Here is an 18,156-nt window from a genome sequence, read left to right on the forward strand (position 1 = left end):
GGAATTTGGACGATTTCGCCCTTCGGAACTCGCGACCGTCACCCGCGAAATTCTGGAAGCGGCCACAGCGGCGGTCGCCGAGTTTGGCACGGTCACATTTGATTTCGGTTATCGGCTGCACGGTGTGAATCGCAGATATTTCGGGAAGCCATCGAGGACATCTACGGGTACGACACTCTCGACGGCGAGTTTGTCGCGTTCGGACTTGAGGTGCGCCGCGTCCAGACCCTCCGCAGGTTCAGGGATCTACTCGACGATCGTCTGAACGGCAGCCGTGGCGAGCTGGCCGCCGATCTGCGGGCAGCGGGCCGCGTCGACGTCCGTGACCATTCGACGGTGATCTATTGGCCGGGACTGCGATTCGCCGAGTCGGCCGATATCGAGGAGTAGCGAGAGTCCGCGTCGGAGCCCGCCGCCCCGTCCTTGTCCAAGGGTGGGGCGGTCTGCGTTCTGCGGTCGATACAACACGTGCGGTCGACGCTCTCGGCGCGGCCGACGGAGTCGGGCGACCAGGGGAAATGGAAAGTATCAGGGAGGTGCATCACACCAAAACTTCTGTATTTCGGGCTTGCGTGGTAGTGCGAAAACACTATGTGGCCTGTAGGTTTGGGGTACTTCCAAGTGTGCCGAGCGTGCTCCGTGGGTCCGGCCGATCGGCCGACGGAGGCGTGAACGGGGATCGAGATGGCCCTCGTCGACAGCATCGCGCGACGTCGCGGCGCTGCTGGCTACACCAACGAGAAATCCGGAGATGCAGTGGTAGAAGGAAACCCCCTGAACGGGGGTTTCCTGTGGAGCCGATGACGGGAATCGAACCCGCGCTGTCTGCTTGGGAAGCAGAAGTTCTACCATTGAACTACATCGGCGAACCGCACCGAGTGCGCTCGCGACTCTATCAGACCAGGCACTACGTCGGTCAACTCACTCCCCGGCCGAGCCGGGCGGCCCAGGTCCGGATTACTCCGGATTTTCGGCTGAGCGTTCGGCGGCCTTCTTGATGCCGCTGATGTGCGTCGGCCAGGATATGTTCGATTCCGAGGCTCAGATCACTGGGCCGACTGGCTGGGCAGCGACTGTCCGGCTCTGCTCGTCACCGGCAACCGACAGCCATGCCCCGCCCTCGCCGACGGGATAATCGCCCGGCGGCCGAATTCCGCGCTGATCACCCTTGATGCCGATCACTTCGTGCACAAGGGCGATCCGACCGGATTCGCCAAGGCCGTCCGAGAGTTCCTGCGGCAGTGCTGAACAGTTGAGAGGGTGTCGCTCTCGGGTTGTCATCGAGCGGCGGCTGAGGAGCGTCATCCAGCAGGCGCTACGCTCGTCGGCGTGCTGCTTTCCGATCGTGACATCCGTGCGGAGATCGCCGCTGGGCGTCTCGGCGTCGAGCCGCTCCAGGAAAATCTGATCCAGCCGTCGAGTATCGATGTGCGCCTGGATGGACTGTTCCGGGTCTTCGACAACTCCCGCTACACCCACATCGATCCCGCGCAACGCCAGGACGAGCTGACCAGCCTGGTCGAACCCGCCGACGGTGAGCCCTTCGTGCTGCATCCCGGCGAATTCGTGCTCGGCTCCACGCTGGAGGTCTGCACGCTGCCGAACGATCTGGCCGGTCGGTTGGAGGGCAAGTCGAGTCTGGGGCGGCTCGGCCTGCTGACGCATTCGACGGCGGGCTTCATCGATCCGGGCTTCAGCGGCCACATCACGCTGGAGTTGTCGAATGTGGCGAACCTGCCGATCACCCTCTGGCCAGGTATGAAGATCGGCCAGCTCTGCCTGCTCCGGCTGACCAGCCCCGCCGAGAACCCGTACGGCAGCACGACCGCGGGTTCGAAGTACCAGGGCCAGCGCGGCCCGACGCCCTCGAAGTCCTACCTGAACTTCCCGCTGCCCACCTAGCCGCATCAGCGACCCATAGGTCATCGGCGACAACCCGACCTGCTCGGTGCACCGCCGGCGGAAATGCCATCGACGCCAACCACATTCGCCCTCCGCAACTCCGCCGCCTTTTCACTGCCCATTCGTCCACGCCAGATCGCGTGATTGCGCCGGTCTCGACCCGAAAACACCTACCGAGCCCGCCCCTGTCGACTGCCAGTAAAGGGGCGGGCTCGGTAGGTTCGGTGCCGGACGACAGCGGGGACCGACGACGCATTCAGTCCCCGCCGCCCGCACCCACTGCCAATGCCGTCGTGATGATGACGGACAACGGTGGGAGCGTGTCGCCGTGACTCGGTGGGTTGACCCAGAAGCACCCTTCCCGGGTCCACCGCCCGAGCCCGGTCGGCAACATCACGGCACTGCCGATGGCGGGTATGCCGATATCGAGACGGTTCAGCACCTCCAATACCTGCGCACCCGGCCGGCTGTCCGGCTCGGCAAGGAAGCTCCAGCGGATCTGCCTGGCCAGCATGGGGCCCCTCGTCCCCTGCTGTTCCAATGCGGCCCTGACCTTTTCGGCCCGGGCGGTCGGTAGGTGGACGACACAGACCCGGCCGTTGATGGGCAGCATGACGAACCCGCCGCGTTCGGTAACCGGTAACCCGAACTCGTGTCGGTAGAAGGCCACCCAATCGTCGACTGTTCTGAGTTTTTCCACATTCACGGCCGCTCCTTGCCTTCCTCCGCTCAAGGGTCCTGCGGGAGGCCGTGATTCGGCTATGCCAACCTGCTCGCCTTCCACTGCCATTCCGCTGCCTCTGATAGCGGATCGCTTTATTTGTGGCCGCACTCACTAAGCGCTCGTACCCTGGGAAGGAGTTCGATCGGAAGGGATGGCATCGTGGTCCGGCACTGGTCAGGTAGAGAAGCCCGGGCTCTGCGCGATGCCAGGCGGATGAGTATTCGTGAGTTCGCGGCACATCTGGGAGTGCACGAGCGCCTCGTATCGAAGTGGGAGGCCGGCGGCGCGCGGGTCCATCCACGTCCGATCAATCAAGCCGCTCTCGATACATCTCTGGCCAGGTCCGATGATGTTGTGCGGGCACGGTTCGCGGCCATGATCGATCAGCCTGTGCTCGATCGACCAGCCGCGCCCGGATTCGACACGCGGGCCGATGCCTCGGCCCGCGTCAATTATTCGAGTGACGCGGACCTTTTGGCTCTCATAGACGCCGGTGCGATGAGAGGTGATGCGTTAGCAGCGATTTCGGAGAGGGATCTGATCATGGCGGCTGCCCACGAGGCGAGCGAGCACGCCGGCCAGGCCGAGAGCACGAATGTGGGTGCTACCACCTTGGAACAGCTCGACGCCGATGTCACGCGCATCGCGAACGATTATGTGCACATCCCGCCGGTACCGATGATGGTGGAGATGCTGCGGGTGCGACGCCGGGTCTACCGACTGCTGGAGGGACATCAGCGTCCCGCCGACACCAGTCATCTATACCTATTGGCGGGCACACTGTCGGGTTTGCTCGCCAACGCGAGCACCGACCTGGGGTATCTGGATGCCGCAGGCGAGCAGATCAGGGCGGCCTGGGCGTATTCGGAGCTGTGCGGGCACAACGGATTGCGCGCTTGGACCCGCGGCATGCACGCGCTCATCGAATACTGGTCCGACCGCCCGCGCCGCGGCGTCCTGCTGGCGCAGAGCGGACAGGAGTTCGCCGAATCGGCCACGGCCAAGGTACGACTATTGAATATCGAGGCGAGGATCTGGTCCCAGCTGGGCAGTGCCGCCGATGCCGATCGCTGCATTCGCGCCGCCGATGCTGCCCGCGAGGCGCCGGATGCCGACACCCTGCACGACGAGGTCGGCGGTGTCTTCGGCTTCAACGAGGCGAAGGCCCACTACTACGCGGGTGCGACCTATATCCATCTCGGTCAGGCCCAACCCGCATTATCCGCGACCCAGCGGGCCATCGAGTTGTACGCGAGCGGTCCGTCCGAGCAGCGCTCCTATGGGGCCGAGGCAATGGCTCGGGTCGACAGCGCCGCGGCGCACCTGATCAATGGCAGCCTGGACGGCGCGGCCGCCGCCCTGCTTCCGGTGCTCGGGCTCGCCGAGGACAAGCGCATCGCCCAACTGGAGGAACGGCTCCTCGGCGTGCGGCACCGAATCGCGGGTCCAGCGTTCCACGATGCCGTGGAAGCGCGCCTCCTGGATGAGCGGATCGAGGAATTCTGCGGATCCACGGCGGCCAAAGGCATCCCGCCGGGCACTTCGTCGGCCTGAGTCCAATCATTGATGCCGACCGCACGCGGGTGAAACCACCTGCTGAACGTGCCTATCAGCACTAGCAACCACCACGGAGCGAGTCTTACGAGCGACCGTTCGCGGCCCGTCTCGCGTCCGAGTCGTCGAAGCGCATGCGCCGTAGGCGCGAGTCTCGACGGCTCGGACGCGAGACACACGGGGGCCGCGAACACGCCGCGCCCGCGCGGCAAAAAACACGGTTGCCAGGGATGGCACCATAGGACGGGTGAGTCCAAGCCACCTACCGCATCACCCGCCACGCGCGCTGGAGCAGTCCACGAAGCTGCAGAACGTCCTCTACGAAATTCGTGGACCGGTACACGCGCATGCGGCACGGTTGGAGGCGGAGGGGCATCGCATCCTCAAGCTCAACATCGGCAATCCGGCCCCCTTCGGATTCGAGGCGCCCGATGTGATCATGCGTGACATCATCGCCGCACTGCCCTATGCCCAGGGCTACTCCGAATCCAAGGGCATCCTCTCGGCCCGGCGCGCCATCGTCACCCGCTACGAGCTGGTCCCTGGCTTTCCCGAACTCGACGTCGACGATGTCTACCTGGGCAACGGCGTCTCCGAGCTGATCACCATCACCATGCAGGCGCTGCTGGACAACGGTGACGAGGTGCTGATCCCGGCGCCCGACTATCCGCTGTGGACCGCGATGACGAGCCTGGCCGGTGGCACGCCGGTGCACTACCTATGCGACGAGTCCAACGGCTGGCAGCCCGATATCGCCGATATCGAATCGAAGATCACCGCCAAGACCAAGGCGCTGCTGGTCATCAATCCGAACAATCCGACCGGCGCGGTGTACTCCGCCGAGGTGCTGCAGCAGTTGGTCGACCTCGCGCGCAAGCATCAGCTGCTGCTGCTCGCCGACGAGATCTACGACAAGATCCTCTACGACGACGCCAAACACATCTCGCTGGCCTCGCTTGCGCCCGATCTGCTGTGCCTGACGTTCAACGGTCTGTCCAAGGCCTACCGGGTCGCGGGTTACCGCTCCGGCTGGCTCGCGATCACCGGCCCCAAAGAGCATGCGGCCGGCTTCCTCGAGGGTATCGACCTGCTCGCCTCGACCAGGCTTTGCCCGAATGTGCCCGCGCAGCACGCGATTCAGGTGGCGCTCGGCGGACATCAGAGCATCGAGGATCTGATCCTGCCCGGCGGGCGGCTGCTCGAGCAGCGCGATGTCGCGTGGGAGCGGCTGAACATGATCCCGGGCGTGTCCTGTGTGAAGCCGAAGGGCGCGCTCTATGCGTTCCCGAAGCTGGATCCAAACGTCTATGAGATCCGCGATGATTCGAAACTGATCCTGGACCTGCTGCTCCAGGAGAAAATTCTGATGGTGCAGGGGACCGGCTTCAATTGGCCGCATCATGATCACCTGCGGATCGTGACGCTGCCGTGGGCGCGTGACCTCGCGGTCGCGATCGAGCGTTTCGGGAACTTCCTGTCGGGTTACCGGCAGTAGGGGGACTGTTCGGTCGTTCTGCTACTGGCGCGTTCTGGGCAACCGGATCGCCCCGCTTCGGGGACTGAAACATACTTCGCGTACGGATATCTGCGAGTTTTAGTTATCCGCTAGCGCTAAACGAGACTTTTTGTGTACAGTCTCTCTTGGCACTTCGAGTGCCCGGTCAAGTTGTCTACCCCCCCTGGACAACCTGACCTCGGGTTAGGCTGCCTACCCCCCTGGGCGCCAACCTGCGGGCGGCGGAGACATCCCCCTGCTCTCCGCCGCCCCCTCCCGACTTCCACTTCGGAACGTTCCCCGACGCCGCGGTTGCTCGCCGTCGGAGCCGATCTTGAAAATGAAATCCTTTAAGCTCGCACCGGGACGACAGACGACAAGGTAGGAGTCCGGTGAGCGAGCATCATCACCATCACCACGACCATTCGGGGCCCATCGCTATCGGTGCCACCGCGGCTCGTGTTGTCGTCGGGCTGCTCGCCGCTATCGGCGTCATCGTCGTCATCGCCACGATCGTGCTGTGGCCGAGTAGCCAGCACATCGATATTCCATTGCCGATGCAGAACGCGGGCGGCGGCGCGGTGCAGACCGAGGCCGGGACCGTGGTGCTGCAGGACATCGGTAATTGCGGCAGCAGTTCGACCGGCAAGGTGTTCATCGACCAACCCGAACAGCCGCGCGCCGGCGGCTATACCTGCCAGCGCAGTCTCATCAGCATCGACTCGGGACCGCACAAGGGCAATCGCACCCTGTTCGAAATCCCGCCCGGCCCGGGGCAGCCCGATCTGCACGCCGGTGACCACATCAGGATCGTCCGGCAGACCGACCCCAGCGGGATGCCGATGTACTCGTTCGAGGACTACTCCCGCGGGCTGCCGCTGACGCTGATCGTGCTGCTCTTCGTCGTCGTGATCATCGTGGTGGCGCGCTGGCGTGGGCTGCGCGCATTGCTCGGGCTGGTCTTCGCGTTCGCGGTGCTTGTGCTGTTCATGTTGCCCGCGCTGTTGGACGGCAAGCCCGCGATTCCGGTCGCGCTGGTCGCGGGTGCGCTGATCCTGTACGCCGTGCTGTATCTCGCGCACGGGGTGAATCTGCGGACCAGTTCAGCGCTGCTTGGCACGCTGACCTCGATGATCGTGGCGGCGGTGCTGTCCTGGGTCGCCATCGAGATGACGCATCTGACCGGGCTCTCCGAAGAGCAGAACACCAACGTCGCCACCTATATCGAGCACGTCAGCATCACCGGCCTGCTGTTGGCCGGCTTCATCATCGGCTCGCTCGGTGTGCTCAACGACGTCACCATCACCCAGGCATCGGCCGCCTTCGAACTCGCCGCCATCGACGAATCCGCATCGCGCCGCGAGGTTTTCACCGCCGCCATGCGAGTCGGGCGCGACCACATCGCGAGCACCGTCTACACCCTGGTCCTGGCCTACGCGGGCGGCGCGCTGCCACTGCTGCTGCTGTTCAGCGTCGCGGGCCGCTCCATCCGCGACGTCTTGACCGGCGACGCGGTCGCCATCGAAATCGCCCGCTCGTCCGTCGGTGGCATCGCCCTTGCCCTCTCGGTCCCGCTGACCACCGCGATCGCGGTCATGCTCGCCCGCCCCTTCGGCCACAAACCCGAACCCGCCACTGCTGCCCGCCACTCCCGGCACGCGAAGTCCGAAGCGACCGGCTCGACCCGCCGCGGCCCATCCCGTTCGGCCGCCACCCCATCGAGCGCCGGTGTCGCCAACCCATCGAGCACGGGTGTGGCCACCGACCCGAGAGACACCGGCCGCCAACGGTTCTCGGACCGAGACTGGGACGACGACCCGGACCCGGGCCAGGTCCCCAACTCCCGCGCCTACGACCGCAATCGGGGCTACCGCAGCGCCGACCCGCAAGGGTACGAAAGCGACTACGAGAACACCGACCCCCGCGGCTACCGCCGCCCAGAGCCTCGGGGCTATAAAAGCTGGAACGACGAGGACCCGCACAGGCACTAACGCTCACCAGCGACTGCGAATTCGCCGAAGTCGGTGACGCCGGGATCTCTGTCCAATGCACTGGAGGTACGCGCGAAAGCACTGCGAGGTATCGCGCAACCGCTCCTACCTCCGGGAGCCGGCCCAGCTCAGCGCGGCGCGGGCGGCGGGAAGGGGAAGATCTCCGGCGGGATGGTCGGCAGCACGATCGTCGGAAGGCCGGGCACCACAATGGTATTCGGCCCCGGATGCGTCGGTGCCGGTTCCGAAGTCGTCGCGCGACGCGGGGGCGGTGCGGCGACCGACTCGCTGCCATCGGTGGTGGTTGCGGGTGCGACGGCGATCTGGGGATCGAGGGTGGTGGTGCGCGGCGGGCTGGTCGGGGAGATCGAGGTGGCGCGGTCGCCGCTCTGCGAATCGCGTTCCAGGACTTGCGGACCGTAGCCGAGGCCGAGTCCGATCGCGGCGACCACGGCCAGTGCGCTGACGGTCAGCACCGCGCCGTTGATCTCGCGCTTGCGGCGGCGCTTGGGTGGCGCGGATAGCCAAGCGGGCGAGAGTTCGTCGTCATCGAGCAGCGAATCCGCGGCGGGTGCGTGGTGCTGCGAGTTGGTGCCCACGGGTCGAACCGGACGCGCCAGCAGGGCCGCGCCGCGGGTCACCACCGTCTCCGGATTGTCGGGCACGATGACCGGCACACCCATCCAGCGTTCGAGCACCTTGGCGATCAACGGAATTCGGGCGCAGCCGCCGATCACGAGCACACCGTGCACCGGTCGATCGGCGCGCACGATCACATCGCGCGCCATCCGGGCCGATGATTCGATCGCCAGCATGATGAGGGATTCGAAGTTCTCCTGCGCGAGCAGAACCAGGCCCTGTTCGCTCGGCAGGGCCACGGCGGTGTTTGTGGACAGCTGTTCCTTCGCCTCGCGGCACAGCGCGTCCAGGGCGGCCAGCCCCGCCGAATCGGGCGGATGCGCGATCCGGCCCGAGGCGATCTGCTGTTCGCGAATCAGCGAATCGAGGTAGTCACCGCTGATATCGCTGGTGCGTTCGCTGTGGCGGATCTCACGGGTCTCGGTGTCGACGACGCTGACGGTCAATCCGGAGCTGCCGAGGTCGTAGACCACGAGTGCGGAGATACCGCGAATATCCCCGGTGGACTGCGCGAATTCGAGCGCCGCGATGATTTCGGGCACGAGTTCGTAATTGGTGAGCTGCTGGCGCGCCATGGCCGCCCGCAGCGCTTTGGCGTGCTGCTCACTGCGGTAGGCGATCGCGGTGGCGGCGATGCCGGGCATGGAAACGAGCGTCACGCCGATCGCCTCGGCGGCCAGCTCCTCCACCTGATGTTCGACGACGGGAATGGTCTGCAGATCGAACGAATGCGGCGCGACCCGGCCGTGAGGGTTCGCGGCGTGTGGCCGCGCCATACGGACGGCGCCGGCCCCCACCGAAACTCCCAGAACCGAACTCATCAGCTGCCCATCCCGTTTCACACATCACGACATGCGAGCCTGCGCCGCCCGCCGGTGGAATGGCCCGCCTTCGCGACCATACCGCCGACGTCCGACAGTGCCGAAGGCTGGACCTGATCGATCCGGCGTTGCCCCCGCCTCGCCAGGCAACTCTACGGTGTGCCGAGTCCGGCGTACACCCATCCCGCGGCTCTCCAGGTGGCACGATTGAGACAGTTCCGGCCGTCGATGATGGACCGCTTGCGGACCACCGGATCGAGGTCTTGCGGATGCAATGCGACGAACTCGTCCCACTCGGTCAGCACCAGCACCACATCGGCGCGATCGCAGGCCTCGGCCACCGATGTCGCGTAGTTCAGCGTGGGGAATACGCGCCGCGAATTCTCCGCCGCCTTCGGGTCGTACACCGTCACCACCGCGCCGTGCAGCTGGATCATCCCGGCCACATTCAGCGCGGGTGAGTCGCGCACATCATCGGATTCGGGTTTGAACGCCGCACCGAGCACCGCGACATTCGCGCCGAGCAGCGATCCGCCGCAGGCCCGGGTGGCCATATCGACCATCTTGGTGCGGCGGCGCATGTTGATGTTGTCGACCTCGCGCAGGAACGCCACCGCGTGATCGGCGCCGAGTTCACCGGAGCGCGCCATGAACGCGCGGATGTCCTTGGGTAGACAGCCGCCGCCGAAACCCAGTCCGGCATTGAGGAATCGGCGGCCGATGCGCGCGTCGTAGCCCAGCGCGTCGGCCAGCATCGTCACGTCCGCGCCGGTCGCCTCACAGACCTCCGATACCGCGTTGATAAAGGAAATCTTGGTCGCGAGAAAGGCATTCGCGGAGACCTTCACCAATTCGGCGGTGGCGAGATCGGTCAGCAGGAACGGCACCTCGGCCGCGATCAGGTCCGCGTAGATCTCGCGCACCAGGTCCTCGACCCAGGCGGCCGCGTCGCGTGCGTGATCCACCCCGAGCACCAGTCGATCCGGACGAAGCGTGTCCTTCACCGCGAACCCCTCACGCAGGAACTCCGGATTCCACGCGACCTCCACCGGGGTATCGGTGAGCGCGCGAGCGCGCGTCCCCAATGCCGCCGCGGTGCCGACCGGAACCGTCGACTTCCCGACGATCACCGACGGCCGCTCCAGCAGCGGCGCGAGCGTATCCACCACGGCGTGTACATACTTCAGGTCCGCGGCGTACTCGCCCTTCTTCTGTGGCGTCCCGACCCCGAGGAAATGCACCTGCGCATGGGCCGCCGCCTCCGCATATGAGGTGGTGAACCGCAGCCGGCCCGCATCCAGATTGCGCCGCAGCACCTCCTCCAGCCCGGGTTCATAGAACGGCACCACGCCATCGGACAGCTTCGCGACCTTGCCCGGATCGATATCCACGCCGACCACGTCGTGCCCGAGCTCGGCCATGCACGCAGCGTGCGTGGCCCCGAGGTACCCGGTTCCGAAGACTGTGCATCGCATGATCGATTGATAGATCCCGCCGATGGCCGACGCAGGTCAGCGAGGCAAGTGTCTCGGCAACAGCAGATGTACATGTGGCGACATGAATCCGGAACAGCCCTGTTGACCTGCGCAGACTTCCTCGATGACGGTCCAGTTACGATCGATCTTGTGCGACGCCACCGCGGAATCCGGGCACGTAGCGCCTGGGTGGTACTGGGCGTCGCGGTGGTGGTTCTCGTCGCGGGTTTGTGGCCGGTCTATGTCCGGCCTCGGGTCGACGCGCCCGCGCGGGCCGATGCGATCCTGGTGCTCGGCGGTGCGCACGATGGGCGCGAAAAGCTGGGGCTGCGGCTGGCCGGCGCGGGCTACGCGCCTCAGGTGCTGTTCTCCGACCCGTATGAGAACAGTGCGCTGATGAATCGAATTTGCCACAGCCGCTATAGCTTCCAGGTCACCTGCCTCGATCCGTCGCCGCGCACCACGCGCGGCGAGGGGCGCGAACTGGCCGAGCGCGCCGCGGCCGAAGGCTGGCGTCGAGTCATCGTCATCACCTTCACCCCGCATATCTCGCGGGCCCGCTACATCCTCGGGAAGTGCTGGGACGGTGAGATTCTCATGGTGGATCCGCGGCCGCGGCTGTCCGTCGGCCGGTGGGCGTACGACTACTTCTATCAGTCCGCCGGCTTCGTCAAGGCGTTGTTCGAGGACTGCTAGGGCCGGGCCGCCGCGTTCAGCGCGGATTGCTCGAGAATCGATCACGGTCAAGTGCAGGCGGGTGGCCTCAGTTTGATTCCGGGGTGAGACAGACGTACATTGTGTCTCGTGGAGCCGCAGTGCGACACGGATGCGATGACGCACATCCCGCCGGGAGGGCAGATGGATTACAACTGGTCAGCGGCCGATCTGGCCTTCCGCGACGAGGTTCGCGCATTTCTCGACGAGCAGCTGACGCCGGAATTGCGCCGGGCCGGACATCTGGCGACGAGCGTGTATCCGGACCATGCGGCGAGCATGCGATGGCAGCACATCCTGCACGAGCGCGGATGGGCCGCGCCCGCCTGGCCGGTGCAGCACGGTGGATGCGAGTGGAGCCTCACTCAGCACTACATCTTCAATCGCGAATCGATGTTGGCCGGTGCGCCGACACTGTCGCCGATGGGGATCCGAATGGTCGCGCCCGCGATCATCGCGTTCGGGACGCCGGAACAAAAGGCGTTCTATCTGCCGCGGATCCTGACCGGGGAAATCTTCTTCTGCCAAGGGTATTCGGAGCCGGAGGCCGGTTCGGACCTGGCCGCGCTGACGATGGCCGCCGTCGATGACGGCGCGGATTTCCGCTGCACCGGCAGCAAGATCTGGACGACCCACGCGACGGAAGCGAATTGGATCTTCTGTCTGGTCCGGACCTCGCGCGCGGGAAAGAAGCAGCAGGGCATCACATTCCTGCTGATCGATATGACGACGCCGGGTATCGAGATTCGCCCGCTGGTGATGACCTCCGGCGAACAGGTGCAGAACCAAGTCTTCTTCGATAACGTCCGGGTGCCCAAGAGCAATGTGCTCGGCCGGATCGATGACGGCTGGACGGTCGCGAAATATCTGCTTGTCCACGAGCGCGGCGGTGCGGCCTCGCCGATGCTGCAGGTCATGGCCCAGGAGGTGGCCGCCGCGGCGGGCGGGCAGACCGGACCGGACGGCAACGCGCTGATCGACGACGCCGCGTTCGCGGCGAAACTGGCCGAGGCCCGCATTCGGACCGAGGTGCTCGAAATCCTGGAGTACCGCACGCTTTCGGAAATGGCACAGGGCAAGAATCCGGGCCCGGCGTCCTCGATGCTCAAGATCCTGGCTACCGAATTGAGTCAGCGACTCACCGAATTGGCGCTCGAGGCGGCCGGTCCACGCGGCCGGGTCTACCAGCCGCACGCCACCGAACCCGGCGGGCCGATCGCCGAATTCACCCCGCCCGCGGATGGATATCGCAGTGGCGAGGATTGGCAGGCCGTCGCGCCACTGCGCTATTTCAACGACCGGGCGGGCTCGATCTACGCGGGCAGCAACGAAATTCAGCGAAACATCCTCGCCAAGGCAGCATTGGGGCTCTGATGGACTTCACCTTCACCGACGAGCAGGAACTCCTCCGCGATACGGTGGCCGGATTCCTCGGCGCCCGTTACGAATTGGAGAAGAGTCGTGGCGCGGCGAAATCCGAGGCCGGGTGGCAGCCGGGCGTATGGCATGGATTCGCCGAGGAGCTGGGCATTCTCGGCGCGACATTGCCGGAGCGCGTCGATGGCATGGGCGGCGGTCCGGTCGAGTTGATGATCATCACCGAGGAACTGGGCCGCGCGCTCGTCGTCGAACCGTACGTCGACACGGTGGTCATCGGCGCGGGTCTGCTGAACCGCAGCGGTGGCGATCGGGCCGATTCCGTACTGCGGCAGATCGTTTCCGGTGCCGCGCGGACCGCCTTCGCGTCGTTGGAGCCGACCTCGGGTCAGACGTTGCACGACGTATCGACCACCGCGCGCCGCGACGGTGATTCGTGGGTGCTCGACGGCGTCAAGACCGTGGTGACCAGTGCGCCGCTGGCCACCCATCTCCTCATTACCGCGCGGACCTCCGGTAATCGGCGGGACAAGGACGGAATCTCGTTATTCCTCACCGAATTCGACGCGGCCGATCCGCCCGCGGGTATGGAAGTGCATTCCTACCGGACGATCGATGACAGGCTCGGGTCCGACATCACATTCAGCGGATTCCGGCTGCCCGCCGATGCGCTCTTGGGCATCGAGGGGGCGGCATGGGACGCAATCGATGTGACAGTGGACGAGGCGATCGCGGCAATCGCTTCCGAGGCCGTCGGCTGTATGCGGAAAGTCCTGGGGGACACCGTCGAATACGCCAAACAGCGGCAGCAGTTCGGTCAGCCGATCGGCAGTTTCCAAGTGTTGCAGCATCGTATGGTCGATATGTTCATCGAGCTCGAGCAGGCCATCGCCGCGGTGTACCTGGCTGTTTATGCACTGGGTGCGGCCGCCGCGGACCGGGCGCGAGCGGTCTCGGCCGCGAAGGTGACCATCAGCCGTGCCGCGCGGTTCATCGGCCAGAACGCCGTGCAGTTGCACGGCGCGATGGGGATGACCGAAGAACTCGCGATCGGTCACTACTTCAAACGCCTGACCGTGATCGAGCACGAATTCGGTTCCAGTGACCAGCATCTCACGCGTTACGCGGCACTGACGAGGCCGTAGCGTGTCGGACGGCTCGCCGCGATCCGATGTGGACCTCGCGCCGAAGCCGGTGCGCGAGGATGTGATCGACCTCGCGCACCGCTGGTTCCTCGATGGCCGCCGCGTCGATATGCAGCAGCTCGCCCGCGAGCTGGGCATCGGCCGGGCCACGCTCTATCGCTGGTGGGGCAGTCGGGAAGTGGTGATCGGCGAGGTGGTGTGGCGCGTCATCGCGGAGGCGATCACCCGGGTCGAGGCGCGCGGATCCGGTGCGCCCGCCGAACGTTTCGTCCGCAATTTCGGCAAGCTCGCCGATACCGTGCGCACCTTCGAGCCGCTATCCCGGTTCGTCGCCGACGATCCCGAATACGGCCTGCGCGTACTGACCTCCGGTTACAGCGTCGTGCAGGGCCGCATGATCGATTGGGCCGCTTCGCGATTGGCCGGACTGCCGGATCTCGACGCACGCATCGAAATCCGCGATCTCGCCTACGCGATCGTGCGCATCGGCGAAGCCTTCGTATGGAGCGACATCATCACCGGCGACCCACCGCGATCGGAAAAGGCCACCGCCATGGTCGAACTGCTCGTTTCCGCCGCATCCGGCAAACGCTGACTCTCGCGACTGGTCGGCTCGTCTTCAAGCGGTGATGTGGCGGACCGTGTCCTCAGCGCCAGGCTCCCTTCATCGCCTCGGGCGTAGGTCGGTCTCGCTATCGCGAAGCTGCTGAATCATCTTCGAAACCGCTCGCCGGTTGGCTACCTCCCGCAGTGCGGCGTTGACGGTGGCGACCTTGGTTTTGGTACCCAGTTCCTCTGCGGCGAGGGTGAGAGCGTCATCGTCGATGTCGATTAGCGTCCGGGAACCTCCTGATATCAGATTTCTAGAAACAGTGATATCAGCATCCTGGGTTGGTGTTCGAGTTGCGCGGGCTGTGGATAGAACTCGACCCGGGTCCGAATGGGCCCGGGTCGAGTGTTGTTCAGTTGTGGCCGTCAGCTTTTGCGGCCCGGGGCCTTTGCGCCGGACTTGAAGCCGAGGCCGCCCGGCTTGGCGGCCGGAGGTGCTACCTCGGGGGTGCCGTTGCCATTGGTGGGCTGGTCTGGTTCCGGAGCTGATTCGGCTGGTGCCGCAGGAGCTTCTGCGGTCGAGGCCGTACCAGCGGGCGCAGCCGGGGTCGAGGTTGCTGAGCCGGGGGCCTTGGGGCCGGGGCGTTTGAAGCCGGACTTCATGGCCAAGCCCTTGGCGGCGACCGTTGGTTTGACCTCGGTGGGGGTCGAAACCGGTTCGGTGGCGGGGGTTTCCGTAGCCGGTGCGGCTTCGGGGGCCGCTGTCGCCGCAGGGGCGGCCGGGGCCTTTGCTCCAGGTGCCTTGGCCGCGCCCTTCATGGCGAGGCCCTTGCCGCCCGGTGCTTTCGCGGGCCCCTTCATGGCGAGGCCCTTGACCGGAGGTGCCGGGGTGGCCGCTGCCTCGGCGGCCGGTGCGGGCTCGGTGGGTGCCGAAGCTCCGGGTGCCTTGGCGGCCCCCTTCATCGCGAGTCCCTTGCCGCCCGGTGCCTTCGCCGGACCCTTCATGGCCAGGCCCTTGGCGGGCGCGGCCGGAGCCGATTCCGCTGCGGGTGCGGTGTCTTCGGGTGCCTTGGCGCCGGGTGCTTTTGCTGCCCCCTTCATGCCGAGGCCAGCACCGGGTGCCTTGGCCGCGCCCTTCATGCCCAGACCACCGGGTGCCTTGCCGCCGCCCTTCATCGCCAAGCCGCCGCCGGCGGGCGCGGTCTTGGGCTCGGCGGGAGTCTCGGCGACCGGTTCGGGTTCCGCGACAACCGGTTCCGGCTCCGGGGCCGTCTTCGGTTCCTGCACCACGGTCAGGTTTTCGGTGAGCTTCGACGGGTCGACCCGGTCGATGGCGTCCAGCATCAACTGGGCGACGTCGACGACCTCGACACCCTGGGCGACCTCGCCGCCATCCTTGCGGGCGGTGACGCCATCGGTGAGCATGACGCGGCAGAACGGGCAGCCGGTCGCGATCTTGGAGGGCTCGTTGCCGCCATTGAGAGTGGCCAGGGCCTCGTCGACGCGGTCGATATTGATGCGCTTGCCGAGCTGCTCTTCCATCCACATGCGCGCGCCACCGGCGCCACAGCACATGGACCGTTCGCCGTGGCGGGGCATTTCCACCAGGGTCGACCCCGAGGCTTCCATCAACTCCCGGGGTGCGTTGTAGACCTTGTTGTGCCGGCCCAGGTAGCAGGGGTCGTGGTAGGTGACGTTCTGCGATACCGACGCGACCGGGATCAGCTGCTTCTGCCGCACCAGGCGATTCAGCAGCTGGGTGTGGTGCACCACCTCATAGCTGCCACCCACCTGCGGGTACTCGTTGTTCAAGGCGTTGAAGCAGTGCGCGCAGGTGACCACGATCTTCTTGCGCGACTGCTCGACACCCTCGAACACCGAGTTCAGCAGTTCGATGTTCTGGGCGGCCAACTGCTGGAACAGGAACTCGTTACCCGCACGGCGGGCCGAGTCACCGGTGCAGGTTTCGTCCGCGCCGAGCACCATGAACTTCACTCCGGCGGTGGCCAGGAGTTCGGCGACGGCTTTGGTGGTGCGCTTGGCGCGATCCTCGTACGCGCCGGCACAGCCGACCCAGAACAGGTACTCATAGCCGTCGAAGGAGTCGGCGTCCTGGCCGAAGACGGGGATCTGGAAGTCGAGTTCGTTGATCCAGTTCAGCCGGTCCTTGGCGTTCTGGCCCCACGGGTTGCCCTTGTTCTCCAGGTTCTTGAACAATCCGGCCAGCTCGGAGGGGAACTCCGATTCGATGAGCACCTGGTAGCGGCGCATATCGATGATGTGATCGACGTGCTCGATATCGACCGGGCACTGCTCGACGCAGGCGCCGCAGGTCGTGCACGACCACAACACTTCCGGGTCGATAATGCCGGAAATATCCTCGCCGCCGACCAGTGGACGTTCGGCCTCGGCCTTGGCCGCATCCGAAATCTTCGCCAGCGCGGCCTCGTTCGGCTTGCCCTCGGCATCGACCAGGCCGATCTCGTCGCCGCCCATATCCTTACGTCCACCCGCCAGCAGGTACGGCGCTTTCGCATACCCGTGGTCCCGCAGCGACATGATCAACAGCTTCGGCGACAACGGCTTACCGGTATTCCACGCCGGGCACTGGGACTGGCAACGACCACACTCGGTGCAGGTGGTGAAGTCCAGCCAACCCTTCCACGAGAAGTCTTCGATCCGCCCGGCCCCGAAGGTGTCGGTATCGGGATCGGCGGATTCCATATCCACCGGCGCGCCCTTGGACATCATCGGCTTGGCCGCACCCAGCGCGACCGTCCCATCGTCCTCGCGCTTGAAATAGATATTCGGGAACGCCGAGAAACGATGCCACGCGACACCCCACGTGACGTTTCGTCCGACGAGGTACAGGAAGGCCATACCGGACATCAGCTTCACGAACGCGAACAGCGCGACCATGGTGGTGCTCGCCGGCAGGATCTTCGCGACCTGCATGGTGAAGAAGTCGGTGGCCGGATCGGAGTGGCCGTAGGCGGCGATCTTGCCGGCCTTGACGAAGACCATGCCGAGCCCCTCGATGAGCACGATGGACTCGATCACGTAGGCGGGGGCGAACTTCGAGCCGCTGAAGCGGGCCAGGCGCGCGGGGATCCGCGGGTGGTTCAACTGACGGATGATGATCAACGCCAGGATGCCGACCACGGTGCCGATGCCGAGGATCTCGTCCCACAGGTGGTAGATCGGCCAGGCGCCGACGATGGGCCAGTGGAACTCCGGATCGAAGGTCTGGCCGTAGGCCTCGAACCACAGCATGAAGCCGCCGAGGAAGCCGATCATCACCAGCCAGTGCGCCCAGCCGACGGTGCGGAACTTGTTCATGCGGGTATGCGCGATGAACTCCACCAGCATCTGCTTGATGCGCGGGAAGAACGGTCGCCAACGGTCCGGCGCGGGCTGGCCGATCATGATGGCGCGGACGATATTCCGCACGCCGCCGATGAACGACGCCCAACACAGGAGGCTGAGCGTCGCCCCAATCGTGCCCAGCGTCACTGTCAGGGCATTCATGTCGCGACCTTTCTTTAGAGGCAACACGAGCTTGCATGGGTGGCGATCGCGCCACCCGGGTTGGCTCGTATACTAACTGCCGGTAAGTTACCCACCGGTAACTTACCTGTCTATCGTACGATCGGCAGTTATGCATTGCCCCCTCTTCCTGGGGCTTGACCCACAATCTGCCTGTGAGGGATCTCACGAAGATCGTGCGATCCGTGTGTGAGTTCGGGCGACAACCACCGTAAACAGTGCGC

13 protein-coding genes, 1 tRNA gene and 2 pseudogenes are annotated in these 18,156 nt (G+C 65.5%); 9 read left to right on the forward strand and 7 right to left on the reverse strand.

The window, feature by feature from the left end; all coding sequences use genetic code 11:
- The first annotated feature begins 210 nt into the window (after positions 1-210).
- Positions 211-390, forward strand: a complete 180-nt coding sequence (locus OG874_RS37645; RefSeq protein WP_330251802.1) for a hypothetical protein — start codon at positions 211-213, stop codon at positions 388-390.
- A gap of 402 nt (positions 391-792) precedes the next feature.
- On the opposite strand, the gene OG874_RS37650 is transcribed toward OG874_RS37645, so the two are convergent.
- A tRNA-Gly gene (locus OG874_RS37650) sits at positions 793-866 on the reverse strand.
- 175 nt (positions 867-1,041) lie between these two features.
- On the reverse strand, positions 1,042-1,281 hold the full coding sequence (locus OG874_RS37655) for a hypothetical protein (RefSeq protein ID WP_330251803.1): 240 nt from the start codon (positions 1,279-1,281) through the stop codon (positions 1,042-1,044).
- 48 nt (positions 1,282-1,329) lie between these two features.
- Here OG874_RS37655 and dcd point away from each other — a divergent pair, with 48 nt between their 5' ends.
- A complete protein-coding gene (dcd, locus tag OG874_RS37660) occupies positions 1,330-1,902 on the forward strand; it encodes a dCTP deaminase (RefSeq protein WP_330251804.1) in 573 nt (190 codons plus the stop codon).
- A 256-nt stretch (positions 1,903-2,158) separates the two neighbouring features.
- Here the strand turns inward: dcd and OG874_RS37665 are convergent, their stop codons facing one another.
- Positions 2,159-2,608 (reverse strand): hypothetical protein, encoded by a 450-nt coding sequence (locus OG874_RS37665; protein ID WP_330251805.1) that lies wholly within the window; start codon positions 2,606-2,608, stop codon positions 2,159-2,161.
- A gap of 561 nt (positions 2,609-3,169) precedes the next feature.
- Between OG874_RS37665 and OG874_RS37670 the strand changes: the two genes are divergently transcribed.
- From OG874_RS37670 to OG874_RS37680, 3 genes and pseudogenes are all read left to right on the forward strand, one after another.
- The gene (locus tag OG874_RS37670; RefSeq protein ID WP_330251806.1) at positions 3,170-4,180 is read left to right on the forward strand and encodes an XRE family transcriptional regulator; all 1,011 of its coding nucleotides are present in this window, start codon (positions 3,170-3,172) and stop codon (positions 4,178-4,180) included.
- Between the two features lie 238 nt (positions 4,181-4,418).
- Entirely contained in the window at positions 4,419-5,675 is a 1,257-nt protein-coding gene (locus OG874_RS37675) for a pyridoxal phosphate-dependent aminotransferase (RefSeq protein ID WP_330257595.1), read from the forward strand.
- A 392-nt stretch (positions 5,676-6,067) separates the two neighbouring features.
- Positions 6,068-7,339 (forward strand): annotated as a pseudogene (locus OG874_RS37680) (YibE/F family protein); the annotation flags it as partial.
- Between the two features lie 455 nt (positions 7,340-7,794).
- Here OG874_RS37680 and OG874_RS37685 read toward each other — a convergent pair.
- Positions 7,795-9,126 (reverse strand): Hsp70 family protein, encoded by a 1,332-nt coding sequence (locus tag OG874_RS37685; protein WP_330251807.1) that lies wholly within the window; start codon positions 9,124-9,126, stop codon positions 7,795-7,797.
- 152 nt (positions 9,127-9,278) lie between these two features.
- Entirely contained in the window at positions 9,279-10,601 is a 1,323-nt protein-coding gene (locus tag OG874_RS37690) for a UDP-glucose dehydrogenase family protein (RefSeq protein WP_330251808.1), read from the reverse strand.
- Between the two features lie 150 nt (positions 10,602-10,751).
- Here OG874_RS37690 and OG874_RS37695 point away from each other — a divergent pair, with 150 nt between their 5' ends.
- From OG874_RS37695 to OG874_RS37710, 4 genes are all read left to right on the forward strand, one after another.
- The gene (locus OG874_RS37695; protein WP_330251809.1) at positions 10,752-11,297 is read left to right on the forward strand and encodes a YdcF family protein; all 546 of its coding nucleotides are present in this window, start codon (positions 10,752-10,754) and stop codon (positions 11,295-11,297) included.
- Between the two features lie 162 nt (positions 11,298-11,459).
- On the forward strand, positions 11,460-12,689 hold the full coding sequence (locus OG874_RS37700) for an acyl-CoA dehydrogenase family protein (RefSeq protein WP_330251810.1): 1,230 nt from the start codon (positions 11,460-11,462) through the stop codon (positions 12,687-12,689).
- Entirely contained in the window at positions 12,689-13,837 is a 1,149-nt protein-coding gene (locus tag OG874_RS37705) for an acyl-CoA dehydrogenase family protein (protein ID WP_330251811.1), read from the forward strand. The genes OG874_RS37700 and OG874_RS37705 overlap by 1 nt, the downstream gene beginning before the upstream one ends.
- 1 nt (position 13,838) lies before the next feature.
- Positions 13,839-14,432 carry a QsdR family transcriptional regulator gene (locus tag OG874_RS37710; protein ID WP_330251812.1) on the forward strand — a complete coding sequence of 198 codons (594 nt, stop codon included), beginning with the start codon at positions 13,839-13,841 and terminating at the stop codon, positions 14,430-14,432.
- Between the two features lie 149 nt (positions 14,433-14,581).
- Here the strand turns inward: OG874_RS37710 and OG874_RS37715 are convergent.
- Positions 14,582-14,714 (reverse strand): annotated as a pseudogene (locus OG874_RS37715) (type II toxin-antitoxin system VapB family antitoxin); the annotation flags it as partial.
- 98 nt (positions 14,715-14,812) lie between these two features.
- Complete coding sequence (locus OG874_RS37720; RefSeq protein ID WP_330251813.1) at positions 14,813-17,914, reverse strand: (Fe-S)-binding protein; 3,102 nt, start codon at positions 17,912-17,914, stop codon at positions 14,813-14,815.
- Between the last annotated feature and the right edge of the window lie 242 nt (positions 17,915-18,156).

This window comes from Nocardia sp. NBC_00565 (assembly GCF_036345915.1).
Lineage (GTDB): Bacteria > Actinomycetota > Actinomycetes > Mycobacteriales > Mycobacteriaceae > Nocardia.